At 72.8% G+C, this 20,593-nt stretch carries 18 protein-coding genes and 1 pseudogene; 10 read left to right on the forward strand and 9 right to left on the reverse strand.

Annotated elements, in window-relative coordinates; genetic code table 11:
• The first annotated feature begins 116 nt into the window (after positions 1-116).
• The 5 genes from FHX45_RS20080 to FHX45_RS20100 are packed head-to-tail and all read left to right on the forward strand — an operon-like array spanning position 117 to position 5,188.
• Complete coding sequence (locus FHX45_RS20080; protein WP_167104246.1) at positions 117-641, forward strand: hypothetical protein; 525 nt, start codon at positions 117-119, stop codon at positions 639-641.
• A 34-nt stretch (positions 642-675) separates the two neighbouring features.
• The gene (locus FHX45_RS20085) at positions 676-1,785 is read left to right on the forward strand and encodes a thiamine pyrophosphate-dependent enzyme (protein ID WP_167104249.1); all 1,110 of its coding nucleotides are present in this window, start codon (positions 676-678) and stop codon (positions 1,783-1,785) included.
• Positions 1,782-2,789, forward strand: coding sequence for an alpha-ketoacid dehydrogenase subunit beta (locus FHX45_RS20090; protein ID WP_208406009.1), 1,008 nt, complete (start codon positions 1,782-1,784; stop codon positions 2,787-2,789). Before FHX45_RS20085 ends, FHX45_RS20090 begins: the two co-directional genes overlap by 4 nt.
• Positions 2,790-2,823: 34 nt before the next feature.
• A complete protein-coding gene (locus FHX45_RS20095) occupies positions 2,824-4,104 on the forward strand; it encodes a dihydrolipoamide acetyltransferase family protein (RefSeq protein ID WP_167104252.1) in 1,281 nt (426 codons plus the stop codon).
• A gap of 31 nt (positions 4,105-4,135) precedes the next feature.
• The gene (locus tag FHX45_RS20100) at positions 4,136-5,188 is read left to right on the forward strand and encodes a Leu/Phe/Val dehydrogenase (RefSeq protein WP_167104255.1); all 1,053 of its coding nucleotides are present in this window, start codon (positions 4,136-4,138) and stop codon (positions 5,186-5,188) included.
• A 21-nt stretch (positions 5,189-5,209) separates the two neighbouring features.
• Here FHX45_RS20100 and FHX45_RS20105 read toward each other — a convergent pair whose 3' ends face one another.
• On the reverse strand, positions 5,210-6,121 hold the full coding sequence (locus tag FHX45_RS20105; protein ID WP_341771540.1) for a LysR family transcriptional regulator: 912 nt from the start codon (positions 6,119-6,121) through the stop codon (positions 5,210-5,212).
• 75 nt (positions 6,122-6,196) lie between these two features.
• Between FHX45_RS20105 and FHX45_RS20110 the strand changes: the two genes are divergently transcribed.
• The gene (locus FHX45_RS20110; protein WP_243869151.1) at positions 6,197-7,420 is read left to right on the forward strand and encodes an MFS transporter; all 1,224 of its coding nucleotides are present in this window, start codon (positions 6,197-6,199) and stop codon (positions 7,418-7,420) included.
• A 34-nt stretch (positions 7,421-7,454) separates the two neighbouring features.
• Here the strand turns inward: FHX45_RS20110 and FHX45_RS20115 are convergent, their stop codons facing one another.
• Entirely contained in the window at positions 7,455-8,282 is an 828-nt protein-coding gene (locus FHX45_RS20115; protein WP_167104258.1) for a DUF4097 family beta strand repeat-containing protein, read from the reverse strand.
• Between the two features lie 171 nt (positions 8,283-8,453).
• On the opposite strand from FHX45_RS20115, the gene FHX45_RS20120 reads away from it, so the two are divergent.
• Together FHX45_RS20120 and FHX45_RS20125 are read left to right on the forward strand one after the other, a co-directional pair.
• Positions 8,454-9,398 (forward strand): ATP-binding cassette domain-containing protein, encoded by a 945-nt coding sequence (locus FHX45_RS20120; protein ID WP_167104261.1) that lies wholly within the window; start codon positions 8,454-8,456, stop codon positions 9,396-9,398.
• Entirely contained in the window at positions 9,395-10,162 is a 768-nt protein-coding gene (locus tag FHX45_RS20125) for an ABC transporter permease (protein ID WP_167104263.1), read from the forward strand. The genes FHX45_RS20120 and FHX45_RS20125 overlap by 4 nt, the downstream gene beginning before the upstream one ends.
• On the opposite strand, the gene FHX45_RS20130 is transcribed toward FHX45_RS20125, so the two are convergent.
• Entirely contained in the window at positions 10,146-13,286 is a 3,141-nt protein-coding gene (locus FHX45_RS20130) for a BTAD domain-containing putative transcriptional regulator (protein WP_167104265.1), read from the reverse strand. The genes FHX45_RS20125 and FHX45_RS20130 overlap by 17 nt on opposite strands.
• Before the next feature lie 99 nt (positions 13,287-13,385).
• Complete coding sequence (locus FHX45_RS20135; RefSeq protein ID WP_167104268.1) at positions 13,386-14,402, reverse strand: FUSC family protein; 1,017 nt, start codon at positions 14,400-14,402, stop codon at positions 13,386-13,388.
• A 97-nt stretch (positions 14,403-14,499) separates the two neighbouring features.
• On the opposite strand from FHX45_RS20135, the gene FHX45_RS20140 reads away from it, so the two are divergent.
• On the forward strand, positions 14,500-14,922 hold the full coding sequence (locus FHX45_RS20140) for a MarR family winged helix-turn-helix transcriptional regulator (RefSeq protein ID WP_341771541.1): 423 nt from the start codon (positions 14,500-14,502) through the stop codon (positions 14,920-14,922).
• Here the strand turns inward: FHX45_RS20140 and FHX45_RS20145 are convergent.
• From FHX45_RS20145 to FHX45_RS20155, 3 genes are read right to left on the reverse strand one after another with little or no spacing between them, the layout of a single operon-like run.
• On the reverse strand, positions 14,887-16,401 hold the full coding sequence (locus FHX45_RS20145; protein WP_167104271.1) for a PH domain-containing protein: 1,515 nt from the start codon (positions 16,399-16,401) through the stop codon (positions 14,887-14,889). The genes FHX45_RS20140 and FHX45_RS20145 overlap by 36 nt on opposite strands.
• Positions 16,398-16,889, reverse strand: a complete 492-nt coding sequence (locus FHX45_RS20150) for a PH domain-containing protein (protein ID WP_341771542.1) — start codon at positions 16,887-16,889, stop codon at positions 16,398-16,400. Before FHX45_RS20150 ends, FHX45_RS20145 begins: the two co-directional genes overlap by 4 nt.
• Positions 16,890-16,905: 16 nt before the next feature.
• Entirely contained in the window at positions 16,906-17,262 is a 357-nt protein-coding gene (locus FHX45_RS20155) for an ArsR/SmtB family transcription factor (protein ID WP_167104274.1), read from the reverse strand.
• A 52-nt stretch (positions 17,263-17,314) separates the two neighbouring features.
• Between FHX45_RS20155 and FHX45_RS20160 the strand changes: the two are divergent.
• Positions 17,315-19,149, forward strand: a pseudogene (locus tag FHX45_RS20160) (heavy metal translocating P-type ATPase).
• Here the strand turns inward: FHX45_RS20160 and FHX45_RS20165 are convergent.
• Together FHX45_RS20165 and FHX45_RS20170 are read right to left on the reverse strand one after the other, a co-directional pair.
• Positions 19,134-19,700: a WHG domain-containing protein gene (locus FHX45_RS20165; protein ID WP_167104277.1), complete on the reverse strand. Its 567-nt coding sequence runs from the start codon at positions 19,698-19,700 to the stop codon at positions 19,134-19,136. The pseudogene FHX45_RS20160 and the gene FHX45_RS20165 overlap by 16 nt on opposite strands.
• Positions 19,673-20,482 carry an SGNH/GDSL hydrolase family protein gene (locus FHX45_RS20170; protein WP_167109241.1) on the reverse strand — a complete coding sequence of 270 codons (810 nt, stop codon included), beginning with the start codon at positions 20,480-20,482 and terminating at the stop codon, positions 19,673-19,675. The genes FHX45_RS20165 and FHX45_RS20170 overlap by 28 nt, the downstream gene beginning before the upstream one ends.
• Positions 20,483-20,593 lie beyond the last annotated feature (111 nt).

Below are 20,593 nucleotides of genomic sequence, written 5' to 3' on the forward strand. Positions count from 1 at the left end.
GCCGGAACCGCCGATTGCAGCTACTTACCCGCTTTTTGGTGCGTGTTGTGTGCGTGGACGTTGCGCCGTGCCACACGCCGCCCGGACGATGTCCGTGAACAACGGAGGTGATCGTGGTGCAGGAGCATCTGCTTGCCGTCGTCGCGGGACCGGGATCCGACGTGCCCGCGCGCGTCACCGGCCTGCTCCTGCCCTCCGATGTGGACATCGTCGGCATGCAGTTCAGCCATCCACCGGATTCCCAGCTGTGGTGGATCCAGCTCGCGGTGCGCGTCCCGTCGCCGGACCGGCTGGAACTGCTCACGAAGCGGCTGAACCGGCTCGTGGCCGTGCTCCGGGTCGTGACGCTCGAACCCGGCGGGCACCGCAGGCAGTCGGTCTACGTCAAGCTGCGGCCGGATACCGCCGACCTCGCTCAGGTCGGGGAGCTGGCCCGGTGGTTCCACGCCGAGACCCTCGAACTCAGCGCCGCGGCGGTGGTCCTGCACCTGACCGCGGCACCGGACCAGTGCGCGGCCTTCGTCGCGATGCTCCGTCCACACGGGATCGCCGAAGTCGTGACCAGCGCGGTGTCGGGTGTGCGCACCGGTGCCCGCCTGACCCACCGTGTTCCGCCATCGGCGGCACGCACCTACTCCTAGCCACGGCAACCCCCATCCGCACAGAAGGGCCGTCATGACGGACTTGACCGACGTACCGACGACACCGGCTGACCTCGGTGTCGCGCCGATGCGCCTGCTCGGCGAGGACGGCGAGCTGCTGACAGGTGCCGCGGACGCGGCCGTCACCGCCGAGCTCACCCGGGGCCTGTACCGCGACATGGTGCTCGCGCGCCAGTTCGACCAGGATGCGTTCAACCTGCAGCGCCAGGGCGAGCTCGGGTTGTGGCTGTCCTGCCGCGGGCAGGAGGCGGCGCAGGTCGGCAGCATCCGGGCCCTTCGCGCGAGCGATCACGTCTTCCCGTCCTACCGCGAACACGCGGCCGCGTTGTGCCGCGGCCTGCGACCCGCCGAACTGCTGACGCAGTGGCGCGGCACCGCCCACGGGGGCTGGGACCCCGGCGACTACCGCTTCCACCTCTATTCGCTGGTCCTGTCCACCCAGCTGCTGCACGCGACCGGCTACGCCCTGGGCGTGGCCGCCGACCGGCGGCGGGAGCCCGGCGTGGACGAGATCGTGCTGTGCTACTTCGGTGACGGTGCCGCCAGCCAGGGCGACGCGAACGAGGCGCTGAACTGGGCGGCGGTGACCGGCGCCCCGCTGGTGTTCTTCTGCCAGAACAACCAGTGGGCGATCTCGACCCCGTCGGCCGCGCAGAGCCGGACGCCCCTGCACGTGCGGGCGGCCGGTTTCGGCCTGACCGCCACGGTCGTCGACGGCAACGACGTGCTCGCCGTGCACGCGGCGACCGCGGCGGCGGCCGCACGGGTTCGCGCCGGCGGTCCGCCCGAGTTCATCGAGGCGATCACCTACCGGATGGCGGGACACTCCACTTCGGACGATCCCACCCGCTACCGGGACGCCGAGGAGGTGGAGCGCTGGGAGCGGCGGGACCCGCTCGCCCGCGTGCGGCTGCTGCTCGACGCCCGCGGCTGGGCCGGCGAGGAGTTCCACACCGCGCTCAAGGAAGAGGCGACCGCGCTGTCCGAAGCGACCCGAGCCGCCTGCCGGGCCCTGACGCCACCGCCGCTGGAGGACACCTTCCGCCACACCCTCGCCGAGGAGACCGCGGCGCTGCGCGCGGAACGTGAGCGGTACACCGAGTGGCGGGAGTCCTTCGCATGAGCACGACTTCAGAAGTGTCCGCCGGGGAACTCACGCTGGGAGCCGCGCTCAACGCCGGTCTCCGGCAGGCGATGGCCGACGACGAGTCCGTGATCCTCGTCGGCGAGGACATCGGCGCGCTCGGCGGGGTGTTCCGCGTGACCGACGGGTTGCGCGCCGAGTTCGGCGACGACCGGGTGATCGATTCCCTGCTCGCCGAATCCGGCATCGTCGGCACCGCGATCGGCCTGGCGCTGCGCGGGTACCGGCCGGTCTGCGAAATCCAGTTCGACGGCTTCGTCTACCCGGCGTTCGACCAGATCGTCTCGCAGCTGGCCAAGCTGCGAGCCCGCTCCGGGGGGCGGCTGCGGATCCCGGTGACGATCCGGATCCCGTGCGGTGGCGGGATCGGTGCGGTGGAGCACCACAGCGAGTCCAACGAGGCCTACTTCTGCCACACCGCCGGCCTCCGCGTCGTCGCGTGCGCCGGCCCCGCCGACGCGCACTGGATGATCCAGCAAGCCATTGCCTGCGACGACCCGGTGATCTTCTACGAACCGAAACGCCGGTACTGGGACAAGGCGCCCGTCGAACCGGGCCCGGTGCCGCCGGATGCGCCCGCTCTCGATCAGGCACGCATCGCGCGGCCCGGCACGGACGTCACGGTGATCGCGTACGGCCCGACGGTCCGCGTCGCACTGGACGCGGCGACCGTCGCCGAGTCCGAGGGCCGGTCGCTGGAGGTGATCGACCTGCGTTCGCTGTCGCCGGTGGACTTCGGCACGCTCACGGCCTCCGCGCGCAAGACCGGCCGGGTGGTGGTCGTGCACGAGGCACCCACGTTCTGCGGGCTCGGCGCCGAGATCGCCGCGGAGATCACCGAGCGGTGTTTTCCCCTGCTCGAAGCCCCGGTGCAGCGGGTCGGCGGCTGGAACGTCCCGTACCCACCGGCCCGGACCGAAGAGCACTACCTGCCCGACCTCGACCGCGTGCTGGACGCGGTCGACGTCACCTACCAGTACTGACCGCCGCCCGAGCCAGTCTTTCCGAAGGACCGTGATGGCCGAAGCACCCCAGTTCACCCTGCCCGACGTCGGCGAAGGGCTCACCGAAGCCGAGATCGTCGCCTGGCGCGTCCGGCCCGGCGACCCGGTCGAGGTGAACGACATCCTGGTCGAGGTCGAGACCGCGAAGTCCCTCGTCGAACTACCGTCGCCGTACGCCGGGGTGATCAGCCAGCTGCACGCGGCCGAGGGGGACACCGTCGAGGTCGGTTCCGTCATCGTCAGCTTCGGTGCGGCCGGTGCCCGCCCGGCCGAGCCCGAGCCCGAGACCGGGGACGGGACCGAGACCGAACCTGGGGACGGGATCGAGCCGGCCGAGGAACGGCGCCCGGTGCTGGTGGGTTACGGGCCGAGCCGCCGGAAGGTGGCGCGCCGCGCCCGCAAACCCGGCTACCGGCCCGCCGGCATCCCGCCGCAGCAAACGGCTCCCGGCAAGCCGCACGCCACCCCACCGGTCCGCCTGTTCGCCCGCGAACAAGGTGTCGACCTGACCGCGGTGCGTCCGACCGGACCGTGGGGACAGATCACCCGATCCGACGTGCGGGCCGCCGCGGAGCGGACGACGGGCAGCGGCGAACCGGCGGAGACCCGGATCCCGGTCAGGGGGGTGCGCAAGGCGACCGCGGAGGCGATGGTGTCCTCGGCGTTCACCGCCCCGCATGTCACGGAGTGGGTGACCGCCGATGTCACCGAGTCGCTGGCGTTGCTGGACCAGCTCCGCGCCGACCCCGCGTTCCGCGGAGCGCGGCTCACCCCGCTCGTGCTGATCGTGCGGGCGGTGCTGTCCGCGCTGCGGGCACACCCCGGCATCAACGCGAAGTGGGACGGCGGTGCGGGCGAAATCGTGCAGTACCGAGACGTGAACCTCGGGATCGCGGTGGCCGCCCCGCGGGGCCTGCTCGTGCCCACCATCAAGTCCGCGCAGCAGCTCGGCACGCGCGAGCTCTGCGACGCCCTCGACGAGCTGATCGTCCAGGCGCGGGACGGGAAGACACCGCCGGAGGCGATGACCGGCGGCACGTTCACCATCACCAACATCGGGGTTTTCGGCGTCGACGGCGGCACCCCGATCCTGAACCCCGGCGAGGCCGGCATCCTCTGCGTCGGCCAGATCGTGCGCAGGCCGTGGGAACACCAGGGCGCGATCGCGCTCCGCAGCGTCTGCACCCTGTCGCTGTCGTTCGACCACCGGCTCGTCGACGGGCAGCTGGGCAGCGCGGTACTCGCACACATCGCGCGGTTGCTCACCCAGCCGTCCCTCGCGCTCGTCCGCTGAGCGCGATCCGGTTCACCTGAAAGGAAATTCCATGCCGACCAGCCTCGAAGACGCCGTGCCCGGCGATCCCGAATTCGAGCAGATCCTGCACTGCTCGGACGACCGCAGCGGGCTGTCCTCCGTGATCGCCATCCACGACACCACACTCGGGCCGTCCCTGGGCGGCATCCGCATGCGGCGCTACCCCGACCAGGCGGCCGCCGCCGCGGACGCTAAGCGGCTCGCCGAGGCGATGACGTACAAGTCCGCGCTGGCGGGTCTCGACCTCGGCGGCGGCAAGAGCGTGATCAACGCCGATCCGGCCGCGCCGGGCCGGAACGAGTTGTTGCTCGCGCACGCGCGGCACATCCAGTCCCTGGGCGGGCGCTACATCCCCGCCGTCGACATGGGAACGACCGTCGCGGACCTGCGTCTCGTCGGTACCGTCGTGTCGACGGTGTCGAGCAGTCTCCGTGATCCGTCGGACTTCACCGCGCTCGGCGTCGTCGCGGCCATCCGGGGTGCGGTGCAGGCGACCGAAGGCCGCGGCCTGAGCGGGTTGCGGGTCGGCATCCAGGGCCTCGGGCACGTCGGCAGGCAGATCGCCGACCTGCTCGCGGACGAGGGCGTGAAGCTCGTCGTCGCGGACATCGACGATCGCCGGGCGCGGGAGGTGCGGGCCCGGACCGGCGCGGCCGTGGTCCCGCCGTCGGACATCCTGCTCGCGGATGTCGACGTGCTGTGCCCGTGCGCGGCGGGCGGTGTTGTCGATGCGGAGCTGGCGAAGACGCTCACGGCGCGCTATGTCATCGGTGCGGCGAACAACGTGCTCGCCGATCCCGCGCTCGCCGCCACGTTGCGCACGCGGGACATCGTGCACGTCCCGGATTTCGTCGCCAACGCCGGCGGTCTCATCGCCTGTGCCGCGGAGGTCCGCGGTGACGATTCCGATCTGCTGCACCGGGTGGCGGCCATCGGCGACACCACCGAGAACCTCCTCCGGGCGGCCGACCGGCGCGGGCAGGACACGGTGTCGGTCGCGGTGCAGCTCGCGGAGGAACGCATCGCCGCGGCACGGGCGGCCGGGAAAACCGGTCCGCAGTAACCGGTTTCGCGCCACGGTGGCTCAGTCGTGCACGGCTTCGTCCAGGAGCCGGGCCAGGGCGGTCAGCTGCGGGCTGGTGTGCTCGGTGCGCCAGACGAGACCGAGCTGGCTGGTGGCTTCGAGTCCTTCGACGGGGATGACGTCGAGGTCGCCGCGGCTGCTGTGCTCGATGAGGGGCCGGCAGACCAGCATGCCGTGCCGCCCGGTCGCGGCGAGGGCGAGTCCTTGCTGGATGGTGGTGATCCCGGTGGTGGACAGGATCGGCGTCCCGGACGGCGTGGTCAGCGGGGTGCGGGCGGTTTTCCAGTAGTCCGGGGCATCGCCCTCGCGGTGGAGCAGGTCGATCTCGGCCAGCTCCTCCGCGGTGAGGGTCTCCCGTTCGGTGAGCGGGTGGCCGCGGGCGACGACGAGGAACTGGTCCTGGGCCGGGAAGCGGAAGCCGACGGTCAGGTCGGGTTCGTGCACCGGCAGCTCGATGATCGCCGCGTCCAGCTCGCCGGCGGTGAGGGCGGTGAAGGGCGAGCCCAGGGGCAGGTCGTGGGTGTGGACGGTGACGCCGTGCTGCTCGTACAGTGCCCGGAAGGTGCGGGTGATCTCTTCGTAGACCATGCCGGTGAACCCGATCCGCAGCTCCTCCAGCGCGCCGCGCATCGCGCGCTCCCGGGCGTGGGCGAAGGCGGTGGCGAGGTTCTGGTAGGCGGGCCGGACCTCCCGGACGAACTGTTCACCGAGCCGGGTCAGCGCGACCCGGCGGCTGGTGCGCTGCACCAGCCGGGCACCGACGCGGTGTTCCAGGGAGGCGATGAGCTGGCTGGCCCGGGACTGCGAGTAGCCGAGGCGCTCGGCGGTGCGCCCGAAGTGCAGCTCGTCGGCCAGGGTCAGCAGGCACTCGATCTGCTGAAGATGGACCTGGTTCACCGTCGGGACACGCACATCGATGAGTATAGCTCATCGATCGGTGAGCGGATCGGCGTTGTTCCCCGCCCGGAACCCGGGTGGACTGGCGGTATGCCCGCTGCTGATTCTTCCCCCACCACGCCCGCGCGCACGGAGCCCGCGGAGCGCACCAGCCCCGGCCAGTGGGTCGCGGTGGCGATGGTGACGTTGAGCACCTTCCTGGTGGTGACCTCGGAAATGCTGCCGGTCGGGGTGCTGACCCCGATGGCCGACGGGCTGGGCATCTCGTCCGGGGTGGCCGGGTCGAGCCTGACGATCACCGGGCTGGTCGCCGCCGTGACCGCGCCGGTGGTGCCGCGCCTGCTGGGGGACGCGGACCGCCGCCACGTGCTGGCGGTCGCGGTGCTGGCCCTGACGGCGGGGAACGTGCTGACCGCGGTGTCCACCGGTTTCGGGATGCTGGTGGCGTCCCGGACCGTGCTCGGTCTCGGCATGGGCACGGTGTGGGGACTCGCGGCCGCGGTCGCCGCCCGCCTGGTGGCTCCGCGAAACGCTGCTCTGGCGGTGTCCTTCGCCGTGTCCGGGGTCGCCTCCGCCTCGGTGTTCGGTGTCCCGCTGGGAACCCTGATCGGCAACGCCTTCGGCTGGCGGGCGGCCTTCGCCACGCTCGCCGGTCTCGGGGTCCTGCTCGCGGCCGGACTGCTGGCCGCATTGCCCCGGCTGCGCCGGCCGCCGGTCACCGAGGCCGGCGACGAGGCGCCGCGGCGCTCGCTGGCGCGCCCGGCGGTGGTGCTCGGGCTGCTCGTCGTGGTCTTCCTGGTCACCGCGCACTTCGCCGCCTACACCTACGTCCGACCCGCCCTGGAGCAGCTGCCGCGGCTCGCGCCGGATGCCGTGGCCCTGCTGTTGCTGATCTACGGCGTGTTCGGGCTGGCCGGGAACTTCCTCGCGGGCGCCGCCGCCGCCCGCCGGGCCAGGGCCACGGTGCTCGCGCTGGCCGCCGGGATCGCCGCCGCGATCGCCGCACTGGCGTTCTTCGGCAGCGGTGCGCTGGCGGCGGGTCTGGCGATCGCGTTGTGGGGGATCGCCTACGGCGGACTGTCGGTGGGTGGCCAGCTCTGGATGACGCAGGCAGCCCCGGACCGGGTGGAGCACGTCACCGGCATCTACGTCGGCTTCTTCACCGCCGCCATCGCCGCGGGAGCGTTCCTCGGCGGGGTGGTGATCGAGACCGCGGGCATCGTCACCCTGCTGTGGGCGACCGCCGGGCTCGCCGCGCTGTCCCTGGTGATCGGGCTCGCGACGCGAGGTCCCCGCGCGACCGCCGCCGGCTGAGCGGTTCCGGGCTGAGCGGTTCCGGGCGCACCGGTCAGGCGTGCCGGACGACGATGTCGCCGCCGTGGCTGCGCACGCGCACCGGGACGGTCCGGCCGGCCGCTTCGGCTCCCGCCAACTCGTTGCGCACCCGGCCGGCCGAGGTGCGCGCGTCCCGCGCGACCGCGAGGCCGCCGGGAACACCGACCTCGACCTTGCCGGTGGCGGCGGACAGATCGGCCGGGCCGCCGAGCTCGCCGACGCGGATGCCGCCGTTGGCGGTCCTGGCCTGCACCCCGGACCGCGCCGCCTCGACGGTGATGTCGCCGTTGGCCGCGGTCACCCGCAGGTCGCCCGCGACCTCGCCGATCCAGACGTCCCGGCCGGTGTTGTGGACCACCGCGTCCCCGCCGACCCGGCCGAGCCGGATGTCCTTGTTGCCCGTCACCTCGACCGACCCGGTGACGTGATCCACGATCACCGCGCCGCCGGAGGTCTTCAGCCGCGCCTCGGCGGCCCGCTCGACCCGGATGTCCCCGGCGGGCGTGTCCAGCCGGCAGGAGCCCACCGCACCCTCGACGACGTGGTCGCCGCGGGAGGTGCCGCCCCGCACGTCCGACCCGGCCGGCAGCCGCACCAGCACCTCGACCGCGCCGAACTTCGTGGTGAACACCAACGGCAGCTTCGGGTGCCTGACCACCAGCTTCCCGTCCGTGAACGCGACGGTGACCTGGTCGGCGGCCGCGACGTCCAGGCTCTGCGACGCATCGGCCGGCCGGATCTCGACCGTGGTGTCGGCGCGGTCACCGGCGGCGAACCGGATGTCGCCGAACACGATGTCGACGGTCGCGGAGATCGGGGCGGGGGTCTCGAACTTCTGCATGGTGTGCCTCCTCGGGCTGGTTGTGGTGTCCCCGTCCGCCGGGGACCTGATCACGATCGCCCGGGGCGCTGACACGTCACCGCCACCGCGCTGACCTCGCCGGACACCGGATCCCGGCCGTGTCAGAGCGGTGTCAGGGCAGTGTCAGAGCGGCCGTCGACAGTGATCGCCATGACGAACTCCGCGATCACGGCCTCCGGGCTACGGAAGGCCTACCAGGACAAAGTCGTGCTCGACGGCGTCGACCTGGACGTGCGCACGGGCACCGTGTTCTCCCTGCTCGGTCCGAACGGGGCCGGCAAGACCACCACCGTCAACGTCCTCACCACACTGCTGAAGGCCGACAGCGGCACCGTCCGCGTCGCCGGGCACGACGTCGCCACCGAAACCAAGGAGGTGCGCTCGGCGATCGGGGTCACCGGCCAGTTCGCGGCCGTGGACGAGCTGCTGACCGGCGAGGAGAACCTCCAGCTGATGGCCGATCTGCGGCGCCTGGGCACCCGGGAGGGCAAGCGGGTCGTCGAGGATCTGCTGCACCGGTTCGACCTGACCGAGTCGGCGCGCAAAACCGCGGCCACCTACTCCGGGGGCATGCGGCGGAAGCTGGACCTGGCGATGACCCTGGTCGGGCGGCCCCGCATCATCTTCCTGGACGAGCCGACCACCGGACTCGACCCGCGCAGCCGCCGGACGATGTGGACGATCGTGCGGGACCTGGTGGCCGAGGGCATCACCATTTTCCTCACCACCCAGTACCTCGAGGAGGCCGACCAGCTCGCCGACCGGATCGCGGTGCTGGACCGGGGCAGGCTGGTCGCCGAGGGCACTCCCGGCGAGCTGAAGCGGATGATCCCCGGCGGTCACGTGCGGTTCCGCTTCCCCGACGCCGAGCGGCTCGCCGCGGCCACGCGGGTGCTGCCGGACGGCACGCCGGACGAGGAGAACCTGACCCTGCGGTTGCCCAGCGACGGCGGGGTGAAGTCGCTGCGGACGCTGCTGGACCGCCTCGACGAGTACGCGATCGAGGTCGATGAGTTCACCGTGCACACGCCGGACCTCGACGACGTCTTCCTCGCCCTGACCGGACACTCGCACACGGAGGCCGACGCCCGATGAGCACCACCACTTCAGCCGCGCCCCTGACCGACGCCGCTATCATGCTGCGGCGCAACTTCAAGCACACCCTGCGGAACCCGGTCGCGTTGTTCAACTCGATCCTGATGCCGCTCATCATGATGCTGATCTTCGTGTACGTGTTCGGCGACGCCTTCGACGTCGGTGTCGACTACATCGACTACGCGGTGCCCGGCATGCTCATGATGACGGTCAGCTACGGCCTGAGCGCCACCTCGGCGGCCGTCAGCTCGGACATGGCGAAGGGCATCATCAACCGCTTCAAGGTCATGGACGTCTCCCGGGGCGCGGTCCTGACCGCTCATGTCGTGGCGACGATGGTGCGCACCCTGCTGGCCCTCGCGGTCGTCCTCGGCGTGGGTCTGCTGCTGGGGTTCAGCCCGGCCGCGACCTTCCCGCAGTGGCTCGGCGTCGTCGGTGTCCTGGTGCTGACGGTCTTCGCGGTCAGCTGGCTCACCGTCGCGCTCGGACTCGCCGCGAAGACACCGGAGTCCGCCGGGTTCGCCACGGTTCCGCTGATCATGCTGCCGTTCCTGAGCAGCGCGATCGTGCCGGCCGACAAGATGGGCCCGGGCATCCGGGAATTCGCGGAGTACCAGCCGTTCACGCCGGTCATCGAAACCGTGCGCGGGCTGTTCACCGGCGCCCCGTCCGCCGGCAGCGCGATCGCCGCCATGGCCTGGTGCGCCGGCATCGCGATCGTCGGCTACGTGTGGGCGCGCGTGAAGTTCAGCAAGCGAGCGTGACCTCGGCCAGCTCCCGCCAGCTCGCCCGGCTCCCTTCGGCGGCCGCCTCGGTGTACTTCTCCGCGCCGAGGCGGTCGCGCGTTGCCTGCTCGATCCGGGTGGCGTCCGGCTGCGACCGGTCCGGCACGCCGCGGATCGCGGTGCTCGCCGCGAGCAGCCGCGCCGCCTGCTCGTACTGGCCGCCGCGCAGCGCCAGATCGGCGACAGCGACCAGCGCGGCCGCGATCAGGAGCGGGTGGCCCGATTCGGTGGCTGCCCGCAGGGCCGCGGCATGGTGTTCGCGGGCCGCGCCCGGATCGCCGGCGAGATAGCCGAGCATGAGGTGCCGCACCGCGCGGACGTTCGGCCGCTCCGCGTCCTCGCCCAGCAGCGTGATCGCCTGCTCGAGCTGGCGCCGGGCCTGCTCGGTCTCGCCGCGCCAGCGCGCGAGCTCCGCCTTGCTCAGGGCCAGATCGGCCAGCACGCTCGGCCACGCGACCCGGTCGGCGGACCGCTGCGCCTCGGCCATCGCGGCCGCGCTCGCGGCCGCATCGCCCGCCAGCCAGTGCAGCTGGGCCTGCCGCGACCGCATCTGCACGACGTCCTCGACGGCACCGACTTCGGTGACCACCGCGACCGCCTGTTCGAAGTGCTCGATCGCGTCGTCGAACTCGCCGCGCGCGGCCATCCGATTCGCCAGCTCGGTCAGGGCGAACGCGGTCCCCCACCGTTCGCCGAGCGCGCGGAACTCGGCGAGCGCCGTCTCCAGGTGCCTGTCCACGTCCGGGCTGTCCTGGCCGAGCACGATCCGCATCTTCCCGAGTTGCAGCCGGGCGAGCGCGCGGACCCAGGGGTCGTCGTCGGCGAGCAGCGGTTCGAATGCCGGCCCGAACGCCTCCGGCTCCTGCAGCAGCCGTTCCAGCGCGCCGGCGAACCGCAGCGCGGGGTGCGGGTCGGCCACCCGCTTGCTGATTTCGTAGCCGCGGCGGATCCACTCGTCCGCCCGGTACTGGTCGGCCTGCTGCCCCGCCGTGAGGAATCCCGCCACGAGCACCGAGACCACGCCGGAGAACTCGTCGGGCACCGGGCCGGGCAGGGCGGCCGCCGCGACGAGCAGCTCATGGCCCTCCGCCTTGTGCCCGCCGAGCCACCAGTACCAGCCGCCGGCCGCGGCGAGGCGCATCGCCCCGGCCGCCTCCCCGGCCGCGAGCGCACCACGCATCGCGGCGGCCAGGTTGTCGTGCTCGGCTTCGAGCACGGCCAGCCACTCCAGCTGCTCGGCACGGCGGAGATGCGGTTCCGCGGTTTCGGCGAGTTCGGTGAAGTAGGCCAGGTGCGCACGGCGGGCGAGCTCCGCCTCGCCCGCCTCGCCGAGCCGGTCGGCGGCGTACTCCTTGACGGTGCCGAGCATCCGGTACCGCGGCGCCCGGTCCCCGGCGGTGACCACCAGCGACTTCTCCGACAGCGCGGTGAGCAGTTCGAGCACCTGCCACTCCGGCACCCCATCACCCGAGCAGACCCGTTCGGCCGCGTCCAGGCTCGCGCCACCGGCGAACACCGACAGCCTGCGCAGCACCACGCGTTCGGCGTCGCTGAGCAGGTCCCAGCTCCAGTCGATCACGGCGCGCAGCGTGCGGTGACGCGGCAGCGCGGTGCGACTGCCACCGGTCAGCAGGCGGAACCGGTCGTCGAGCCGGTTGGCGAGCTGTTCGAGGGACATGGTGCGCAACCGCGCCGCGGCGAGTTCGATCGCCAGCGGCATCCCGTCCAGCGCCCGGCAGACGCGTGCCATGGCCGGCAACGCGGCGGCGTCGGTGGTGAGGTCCTGGCGCACCGCGGCGGCCCGGTCCCGCAGCAGCCGCACCGCGGACGACGATGCGATCTCGGCCGGGCCGGCGTCCTCGGCAGGCAGGCTCAGCGGCGCGACCGGCCACAGCGCCTCCCCGGTGATGCCGAGCGGCTCCCGGCTCGTGGTGAGGACGCGCAGCCGCCGGCACTCGCCGAGCACCCGGTCGGCGAACTTCGCCGCCGACTCGATGACGTGCTCGCAGTTGTCCAGGATCAGCAACATCGCGCGGTCCCGGAGGGCGGCGACGACGCGGTCGATCGGCTCGGCGTCCGGCGCGTCGGCCAGCAGCGCGTCCCGCAGGCCCAGGGCGGCGAGCACGGCCTGTGCCACGTCACCGTCGGTACCCAGCGGCGCGAGCTCGACGAACCAGGCCCCGTCCGGCAGGTCGCCGAGCGCGGTGCGCGCGGTTTCCGTGGCCAGCCTGGTCTTCCCCGAGCCGCCCGGGCCGATCAAGGTGGTGAGCCGGTGCTCGCTCACCAGCTCGCGGACCGCGGCCACGTCGCCGTCCTTGCCGACGTAACTGGTCAGCTCCGCCCGCAGGTTGGTCTTGCGGGTCTCCTCCCGCCGTCCCAGCTCACCGCGCAGCAGCGCGACGTGCAGTTCGGACAGCTCCGGGGCGGGGTCGACGCCGAGCGTGTGGGCCAATGCCTCGCGGGTGCGCTCGAACAGCAGCAGCGCGTCGGTGTCCCGGCCGGTGGCGACCAGCGCGCGCATCAGGGCGGCGACGAGCCGTTCCCGCAGGGGATGGGCGGCCACGAGGTCGGTCAGTTCGGCCACCACTTCCGCGCCGTGGCCGAGGCTGATCTCGGCGTCGTACCGGTCCTCCATGGCGGTCAGCCGCAGCCCGTCGAGCCGGGTGGCTGCCGCGTCGAACGCCCCGCTGTCGGTCAGGCCGACGTCCTGCATCGCCGTACCGCGCCACAACCCGAGGGCTTCGCGCAGCAGCCGCAGCCGCCGCGGCTCCTCTGCGCCGCGAGCCTCGCCGAGCAGGCGCTCGAACCGCACCGCGTCCACCGCGCCGGGTTCCACCCGCAACCGGTAGCCGTCCGTCAGCCCCTCGACGGTCCCCTCCGGCAGGATCTTCCGCAGCCGGGAAACCAGGCGCTGCAAGGCGTTCGCCGCTTCGGCCGGCGGGTGTTCACCCCAGATCCAGTCGACGAGCGCCGCCTTCGGGACCACCCGGCCCGCCTCGAGTGCGAGGGCGATCAGCAGCGCGCGCAACCGGGCGCCCGGCACGTCCGTGAGGCCGCCGTCGTCCGTGCGGACCTCGAACGGCCCCAGCATCCCGATCTGCACCCGGCCGATTTTGCCATGACCAGCGGCGGGCTGGTGGCGGGCGCACCCGCCCGGTGCGGGGTGACCGGCCACGTTCCATTGTGGATTCCGGTTCGCCGCTCAGGCGGCGGAACCGGTGCGGTCCGCCCGCACATCGCGGGTGGGGTTGTCCCCGGTGGACCGGCTGCGGGCCCGGACGGGCAGCACGAACCAGGCGGCGAGGACCGCCAGCACGCTGCCGGCGGCGATGCCGATCAACCGGTGCGCCAGCACCTCGGTACCGCCCTGCCCGAAGAAGCCGTAGAGGAATGCCAGCGCACCGGTGACGCCTCCGGCCCAGAACACGTAACCGAACGGGCGCAGCCCGGCGGCGAGCGCGAGTAGCCCGAAGACGGCGACGACGGCGAGGTTGTCGCCGGGGGCGAGGCTGCTCGTCGCCCAGGTCGCCAGTGCCGTGCCGCCGAGCGCACCGGCCATCCGCTGCGCCCCTTTCCGCAGCACGTCGGCGCGGCCGCGGTTGCCGCTGCTCACCAGCAGCACCGTCAGGACCGGCCACACCAGGTGGTCCGGATCGAGGAGTTCCCCGGCCGCGAACGCCCCGGCCAGCGCCACGAGCAGCTGCACGGCCTGCCGCGTGCTCGGCGCGAGGCGCCGCCGGGAACGCCGGACCGGTGCCGGCGCGGCGTTCCCGGCGGTGGGGGAGGTGAGCGCGAGCGTCCAGCACACCGCCACCACCCCGCCCACGGACATCCAGCCCAGGACCGGCCAGGTCCGGTCCAGGGGGAGCGGGTGGACCAGGACCGCGGTGAACGGCACGCCGGCGGTGATGCTCGCGCTGCGCCAGGCGGGGCCGAACCGGCGCAACCACACCGCGGCCGAGGCGGTGACCGCGAACGCCGCCGCGCCGAGCAACACCTGGGCGGTGGTGCCGGACAGGAGCATGCCGCAGCCGGTGGCGATGACGACGCCGGCGAGCGCGCCGGCCGCCGCGACCGGCAGGTGACCGCGGGGCACGGCCTGGATCGCGCGGGGCAGGCCGAGGGCCAGCATGACGGCGAAGACCACGGCGTCCACCGGGGGCGACCACCAGGTCGTCAGCTGCCCCATGGACCAGAACACCGGCAGCACCACCGTCATCAGGGCGACCGCCTGAGCTATTGCTAAGCGTCCGCTGACCAATAGACCTTGCGCTCTGCGCGTCACTAGGACAGATACTACGTGATAACTTACTAAAGTGAGCAGTGAGATTGAACGGTGCGCCCCGCTGGTCCGGTCGGCCGTCCTGCGCCTGGCGCGGCGGTTGCGGGTCGAACGCGACCAGTCGGCGTTGTCGAACAACAAGGTCGCCGTCCTCAGCCACCTCGCGCGCACCGGCTCCAGCACGCCGTCCCGCATCGCCCGCGACGAACGGCAGCATCCGCAGTCCCTGACCCGGGTGTTCGCCGAACTGGAGGGCGACGGGCTCATCCGGCGGCGACCCGGGGCGGACGACGCACGTCAGGCGCTGCTCACCCTCACCGCGGCGGGGGAGGAAGCGCTGGCCGCCGACATGGCGTTGCGGGACCGCTGGCTCGTGTCCGCGATGCGCGACCTAACCAGCACCGAGCTCGGCGTGCTCCGGTTAGCGGCGGAGATCCTGGACGGCCTCGGCGACTGACCGCTCCCGGATCAGGAACGGCTCCAGCAGCCCGGGCTCGGCGGCGTCGGCGAGCGCGACGGCCTCCGCGGCCGGGATGTCGATACCCGTGTAGTGCTGGCGGCCCGCCGCCGTGGTCGCGGTCAGCGAGAGCAACCCGGCCCGCCGCTGGAAGAACGACCGGTGGAACACCCAGCCGATCACGCCCTCGGTGGACAGCACCTGCCGTCGCCGAACCAGGCTGCCCTGCCGGAATACCAGCTTCCCGCCGATCAGCGTGTGGCCCAGGTTGCGGTAGCGGTCCTCGGCGAGCAGCGCGCCTGCCGGGAACAACGCCAGCGCCACCTGCCACGTCCACGCCGGCCAGTCCGCCAGCCACCACAACAGGAGGAACAGCCCGGTCACCGCCACCGCGACCAGCGCCGCCCGCGAGTGCCGGCGCAGGTGCGCACGGGACCCGTGCCCGATCAGCTCCGCGGACGCCGCGGCCGGGTCCGCCAGCACGTCACCGGCCACCCGGTCCGCCACGACCCGTGGCGCCGGCGGCAGCAGCACCGAGCTGCTGTGCTCGCCGTGCAGCCCCGTCGTGATGGCCGAGCAGCGGGCACCTCCCGCGGCCCGCAGCAGCAGCGGTTCGCTGATCTCGGTGCCGCGCAGGCGGCGCAGCTCGATCGTCGTCTGCCGGGTGGTCAGCAGGCCGCGGGTCACCCGCAGCGTGCCTTCGCCGCGCTCCAGCCGGAAGTTCCAGAACGCCAGCACGTACGCGACGACCGACAGCACCGACACCAGCACCACGGTCAGCACCGCCAGCCCGGTCACGACGACCCACACCGGCGCCGACCCGATCCGCCCGATCCACGACTGCACCGCGCCGAAGTCGGTCCGGTCGACGGCGATCTCGTTGAACAGGTTCACCAGCGACCCGACGACCACGCCGATCGCGGCGATCCCGGACAGCGTGAACGGCGCGAACCGCACCCACGGCGGCCGAAGCTCGGCCAGCACGTCCACCAGCGCTCCGGCCTGGGCCGGGTGCGCGGGGTACGCGGCGCGCTTGTGCAGCAGTTCCTCGCGCAACCGCGCGGCGTCCGCGGTCGCGAGGGCGTCGAGCGTGACGGTCCCTCCGCCGTGCCCACCGCGCCCACTGTGTCCACCGTGTCCGGTGCCGATCACGACCCGGCTCAGCCCGAGGACCCGTTGCAGCGGACGGGAAGTCAGGTCGACCGTGCGGATCCGGTCGCGCGGCACGGACAGTTCCTTGCGGCTGAACAGCCCGCGCCGCACCCGTACGTGCTCCGGGGTGATCTGGTAGGTCGTGGTGAACCAGCGGAGCAGCCCGGTCCCGACCGCCAGGCACAGGCCGACGAGGCTCCAGATCTGTCCCTGACCGCCGCGCCCGAGGAACAGCACACCGAGCAGCACCGGCAGCAGCCGGACGACCTCCTGCACCGGGTGGACGGCGAGCATCCGCGCGCTCAGCCGGTGCCAATCCGAGCTCACGTCGCGTCCCCGGGCGTGGCCTGGGTGCGGGTGGCGAGTTCCTGGGTCAGGCGTTGCGCCACGTCGTGGTCCAGACCGTGGATGTGCACCGGTCCGCGTGCCGACGCCGTGGTCACCGTCAGGTTCGCCAGCCCGAACAGCCGCTCCAGCGGGCCGCGTTCGGTGTCGACGGTCTGGATGCGGGACACCGGCGCGATGCGGCGCTCCTGGTTGATCCAGCCGGACTGCGCGTAGACGACCTGCGGCGTGGTTTCCCAGCGGTGCACCCGGAACCGCCACCGCGGCATCACGGCGAGGTGCGCGATCGCCACCACCGCGGTCACGGCCAGCACGACGACGAGCGGGAACCAGCCGGTCAGCCCGAGCCACACCCCTTCAGCGGCGAGCACGACCACCCAGCCGATCGCCGCTCGCGTCGCCCAGAAGAGCACCGCCTTGCGGCTCACCAGGTTCGCGGGCGGGCGCAGATCCACCACCGGACTTGTCACGTCACCACTGTGCCAGTCACGCGGTCGAGCTGTCCGGAACTCCGAGGCGGAGGTGTTCGATGTGGTAGACGGCCTCGTCGAGGAGCTGGGCGACGTGGTTGTCGTAGAGGCTGTAGACGATGCTGCGGCCGGAGCGCTGACCGGTGACCAGGCCGAGGTTGCGCAGCAGCCGGAGCTGGTGGCTCACCGCGGATTGCTCCATACCCACCGCCTCGGCCAGCTCGCCGACCGCGCACGGCCCCTGACGCAGCCGGGTGAGCATGAGCAGGCGGCTCGGGGTGGCCAGCGCCTGCAGGGTCGCGGCGACCGTCGCCGCGCTCTGCGCGTCCAGCGACGCTGCCGGCCTGTCCTTGCCGTCGACTCCGTGACCCACGGGAGGAGATTCTAGTCGAAGAACACATGTAGAGGTCTTCATGTGTTCGGGTATGCTGCGGCACGTGGTTCAGGTGATCGAACGAGCAACCCCCGCGCGCCCCGCGCGCCGGCTGCTGCTGCCCGAGGTCCGCTGGGCGCTGGCCGCCCTGGTGCTTTTCCTGGCCGGCCTCGCGGCCGATCTGTGCGGGAGCCCGGGATGGCTCTCCTGGGTGCTCTACCTGGGGTGTTACGCCGCGGGCGGCTGGGAGCCGCTGCTGGCCGGACTGCGCGCACTGCGTGAGCGCACACTGGACGTCGACCTGTTGATGGTGGTCGCGGCCGTCGGCGCCGCGGCCATCGGACAGGTCTTCGACGGCGGCCTGCTGATCGTCATCTTCGCGACCTCCGGCGCGCTGGAGGCGGTCGCGACCCAGCGAACCGCCGATTCCGTGCGCGGTCTGCTCGACCTGACCGCCGGGACCGGCCGCTACGAGATCGGCGACGAGTTCGTCACCCGGCCCGGCCAGCGGATCGGCGGGGACGGCATCGTGCTCGACGGCGCGAGCGAGGTGGACCAGTCGTCGGTCACCGGCGAGTCGATGCCGGTGCCGAAGGCGCCCGGCGACGAGGTGTTCGCCGGCACGCTGAACGGGACCGGCGTCCTGCGGGTCGGGTCACGCGCGATCCGTCGGACACGGTGCTGGCGCGGATCGTGGCGATGGTCGAGGAGGCGTCCGCGACGAAGGCGAGGACCCAGCTGTTCATCGAGAAGATCGAGCAGCGGTACTCCGCCGGTGTGGTGGTGGCGACACTGGCGTTGTTCCTGGTGCCGCTGGCGTTCGGCGCCGGGCTGCAGGGCACGCTGCTGCGCGCCATGACGTTCATGATCGTCGCGTCACCGTGCGCGGTGGTGCTGGCGACCATGCCGCCGCTGTTGTCGGCGATCGCGAACGCCGGGCGGCACGGCGTGCTGGTCAAGTCGGCCGTGGTGCTGGAGCGGCTGGGCACGACCGAGCGGGTGGCGTTCGACAAGACTGGCACGCTGACCGAGGGCACCCCGCGCGTGGTCGAGGTCCGTCCACTCGGGATGTCCGAACCAGACGTTCTGCGGTACGCCGCCGGCGCGGAGCAGTCGAGCGAGCACCCGCTGGGGCGGGCGATCGTCGCAGCCGCCGACCGGGTACCGGTGGCGGGGGACTTCCGGGCCGAGCCGGGCCGGGGCGTGCACGCGGTGGTGGACGGCCGGCGCGTCTTCGTCGGCCGGGGCGACGGCGACCCGGTGCGCGAGGTCGAAGCCGCGGGCCGGACCGCGGTGCTGGTGCGGGTCGACGGCGAGCCCGCGGGCGTCCTCGGTCTGGCCGACCGCGTGCGCCCGGACGCCCGCGCGGCGGTGGGCCTGCTGGCCGGGGCTTCGCCGGTACTGCTGACCGGTGACAACGAGCGCGTCGCCGCTCGCGTGGCGGACGAGGTGGGGATCACCGACGTGCGGGCCGGGCTGCTGCCGCAGGACAAGGTCACCGCGGTGCGCGAACTCGGCGAGCGGGTCCTGGTGGTCGGCGACGGGATCAACGACGCACCCGCGCTCGCGGCGGCGCACACCGGTATCGCCATGGGACGCGCCGGGTCCGACCTGGCGCTGGAGACCGCGGACGCGGTGGTCGTGCGGGACGAGCTGACCGCGATCCCCGCGGTCGTCGCGCTGGCCCGGCGCGCCCGGCGGCTGGTGCTGGCGAACCTCGTGATCGCGAGCGCGTTCATCACCGGGCTCGTGCTGTGGGACCTGTTCGGCGAGCTGCCGCTGCCGCTCGGCGTGGCCGGGCACGAGGGCTCCACGGTGCTGGTGGCGCTCAACGGCCTGCGGCTGCTCGGGGAGCGGGCTTGGCGGACGGCTCAGGGGCGCAGGTAGGTGTTGAGCGTGACGGCGAGCGTGTGCTCCACGTCGGCGGATTCGGCGGCGGACGCCAGCCCGCCGCGCAGCCACAACGCGGCGAGGCCGTGCAGCGCCGCCCACAGCGACGCGGCCAGCGGGCGGGACGCGGTGCCCCGGCGCCAGCCACCGGCCTGCGCACTCGTCACGAGGTCCAGGAACTGCTCGAACACGGCGTTGCTCAGCCGCGCCAGCTCGGGCTCGCGCACGTCGATCAGGTCGGGGCGGAACATCAGCTCGAACATCGCGGGGTTCTCCAGCGCGAAGTCGAGGTACCGGCGGCACGCCGTCAGCAACCGTTGCTGCGGGCTGCCTCCGGGCAGGTCCGCGGCCTGCCGGTGCAGTTCGGCGAATCCGGATGCGGCGACGGCGGCGAGCAGTTCGGCGCGCCCGGTGAAGTGCCGCAGCGGCGCGCCGTGCGAGACGCCGGCCTCCCGCGCGATCCGGCGCAGGGTGACGGCCTCGACACCCTCGCTCGTCAGGACGGCGACGGCGCTGCGGATCAGGCGTTGCCGGGGATCGTTGTCCACGAGGCCAACTCGTCCGCGATGACGGGCAGCAGGTCCGGGCGTTTGGGGGCGAAACCGTCGCCGGGGGACCGGCCGGTGAACCAGTTGCGGGTGCGCGTCACCATCACCGGCAGGACCTCCCGCCACACCCAGTCGGCGTGCGCGCGCAGGCTCGGCCGCACCGGGTCACCGGGCAGTGGCTCGAGCCAGGCCGGGTCGTAGCCGACACCCAGCCGGGTCAGCAGGTACGCGGCGAGGCGGCGGTGACCGTGTTCGGACAGGTGCAGCCGGTCCGGGCCGAAGTACCGCAGGTCGTGCGCGGCCTCCTCGTCCCACAGGTCGACCACCTGCGCGCCGTACCGGGCGGCGGAAGTGCAGATCGCGTCGTTGAGGGCTTCCAGCCGGCCGCGGATGCGCAGCAGGCCCGGTACCCGGCTGGACACGTCGCTGAGCGTGAAGACGACGACGGTCGGGGTGGCGCGGGTGAGCATGCGGATCGCGGCGTCCACCCGCTTGGCCACGACTTCCGCCCGGTAGCTGCGGGTCAGGACGTCGTTGGCGCCGCCGAACAGGGCGACGAGATCCGGCCGGAGGTCCAGCGCGGCCGGGACCTGCTCGACGATGATCTGGTCGAGGCGGCGGCCGCGGACGGCCAGGTTGGCGTACCGGAAGGACGGGTCGTGCCGCGCCAGCGTGGCGGCGGCCAGGTCGGCCCAGCCGCGGTAGACGTCGGTCCCCGGGTAGGGGTCGTGCAGACCCTCCGCGCAGCTGTCCCCCAGCACGACGAACCTCTGGTAGCCCATTGCGCGCTCCGACATGCGGTGTTCATCTGGTAGACACTGTCTATCAAGGTTTGTAGACGGTGTCTACGCCCGATGCCGTGGCCGCCGGGGCGTTCTCGTTCGAGGTGGGCC

The sequence above is a fragment of the Amycolatopsis granulosa genome (genome assembly GCF_011758745.1).
GTDB lineage: Bacteria > Actinomycetota > Actinomycetes > Mycobacteriales > Pseudonocardiaceae > Amycolatopsis_E > Amycolatopsis_E granulosa.

Bases quoted from the DNA above. Each gene is read 5' to 3' on its own strand.
- FHX45_RS20115 (WP_167104258.1), bottom strand. From the start codon at position 8,282: ATGCAGAAGTTCGAGACCCCCGCCCCGATCTCCGCGACCGTCGACATC.
- FHX45_RS20100 (WP_167104255.1), top strand. From the start codon at position 4,136: ATGCCGACCAGCCTCGAAGACGCCGTGCCCGGCGATCCCGAATTCGAG.
- FHX45_RS20085 (WP_167104249.1), top strand. From the start codon at position 676: ATGACGGACTTGACCGACGTACCGACGACACCGGCTGACCTCGGTGTC.
- FHX45_RS20120 (WP_167104261.1), top strand. From the start codon at position 8,454: ATGACGAACTCCGCGATCACGGCCTCCGGGCTACGGAAGGCCTACCAG.
- FHX45_RS20110 (WP_243869151.1), top strand. From the start codon at position 6,197: ATGCCCGCTGCTGATTCTTCCCCCACCACGCCCGCGCGCACGGAGCCC.
- FHX45_RS20090 (WP_208406009.1), top strand. From the start codon at position 1,782: ATGAGCACGACTTCAGAAGTGTCCGCCGGGGAACTCACGCTGGGAGCC.
- FHX45_RS20135 (WP_167104268.1), bottom strand. From the start codon at position 14,402: ATGACGGTGGTGCTGCCGGTGTTCTGGTCCATGGGGCAGCTGACGACC.
- FHX45_RS20125 (WP_167104263.1), top strand. From the start codon at position 9,395: ATGAGCACCACCACTTCAGCCGCGCCCCTGACCGACGCCGCTATCATG.
- FHX45_RS20170 (WP_167109241.1), bottom strand. From the start codon at position 20,482: ATGGGCTACCAGAGGTTCGTCGTGCTGGGGGACAGCTGCGCGGAGGGT.
- FHX45_RS20095 (WP_167104252.1), top strand. From the start codon at position 2,824: ATGGCCGAAGCACCCCAGTTCACCCTGCCCGACGTCGGCGAAGGGCTC.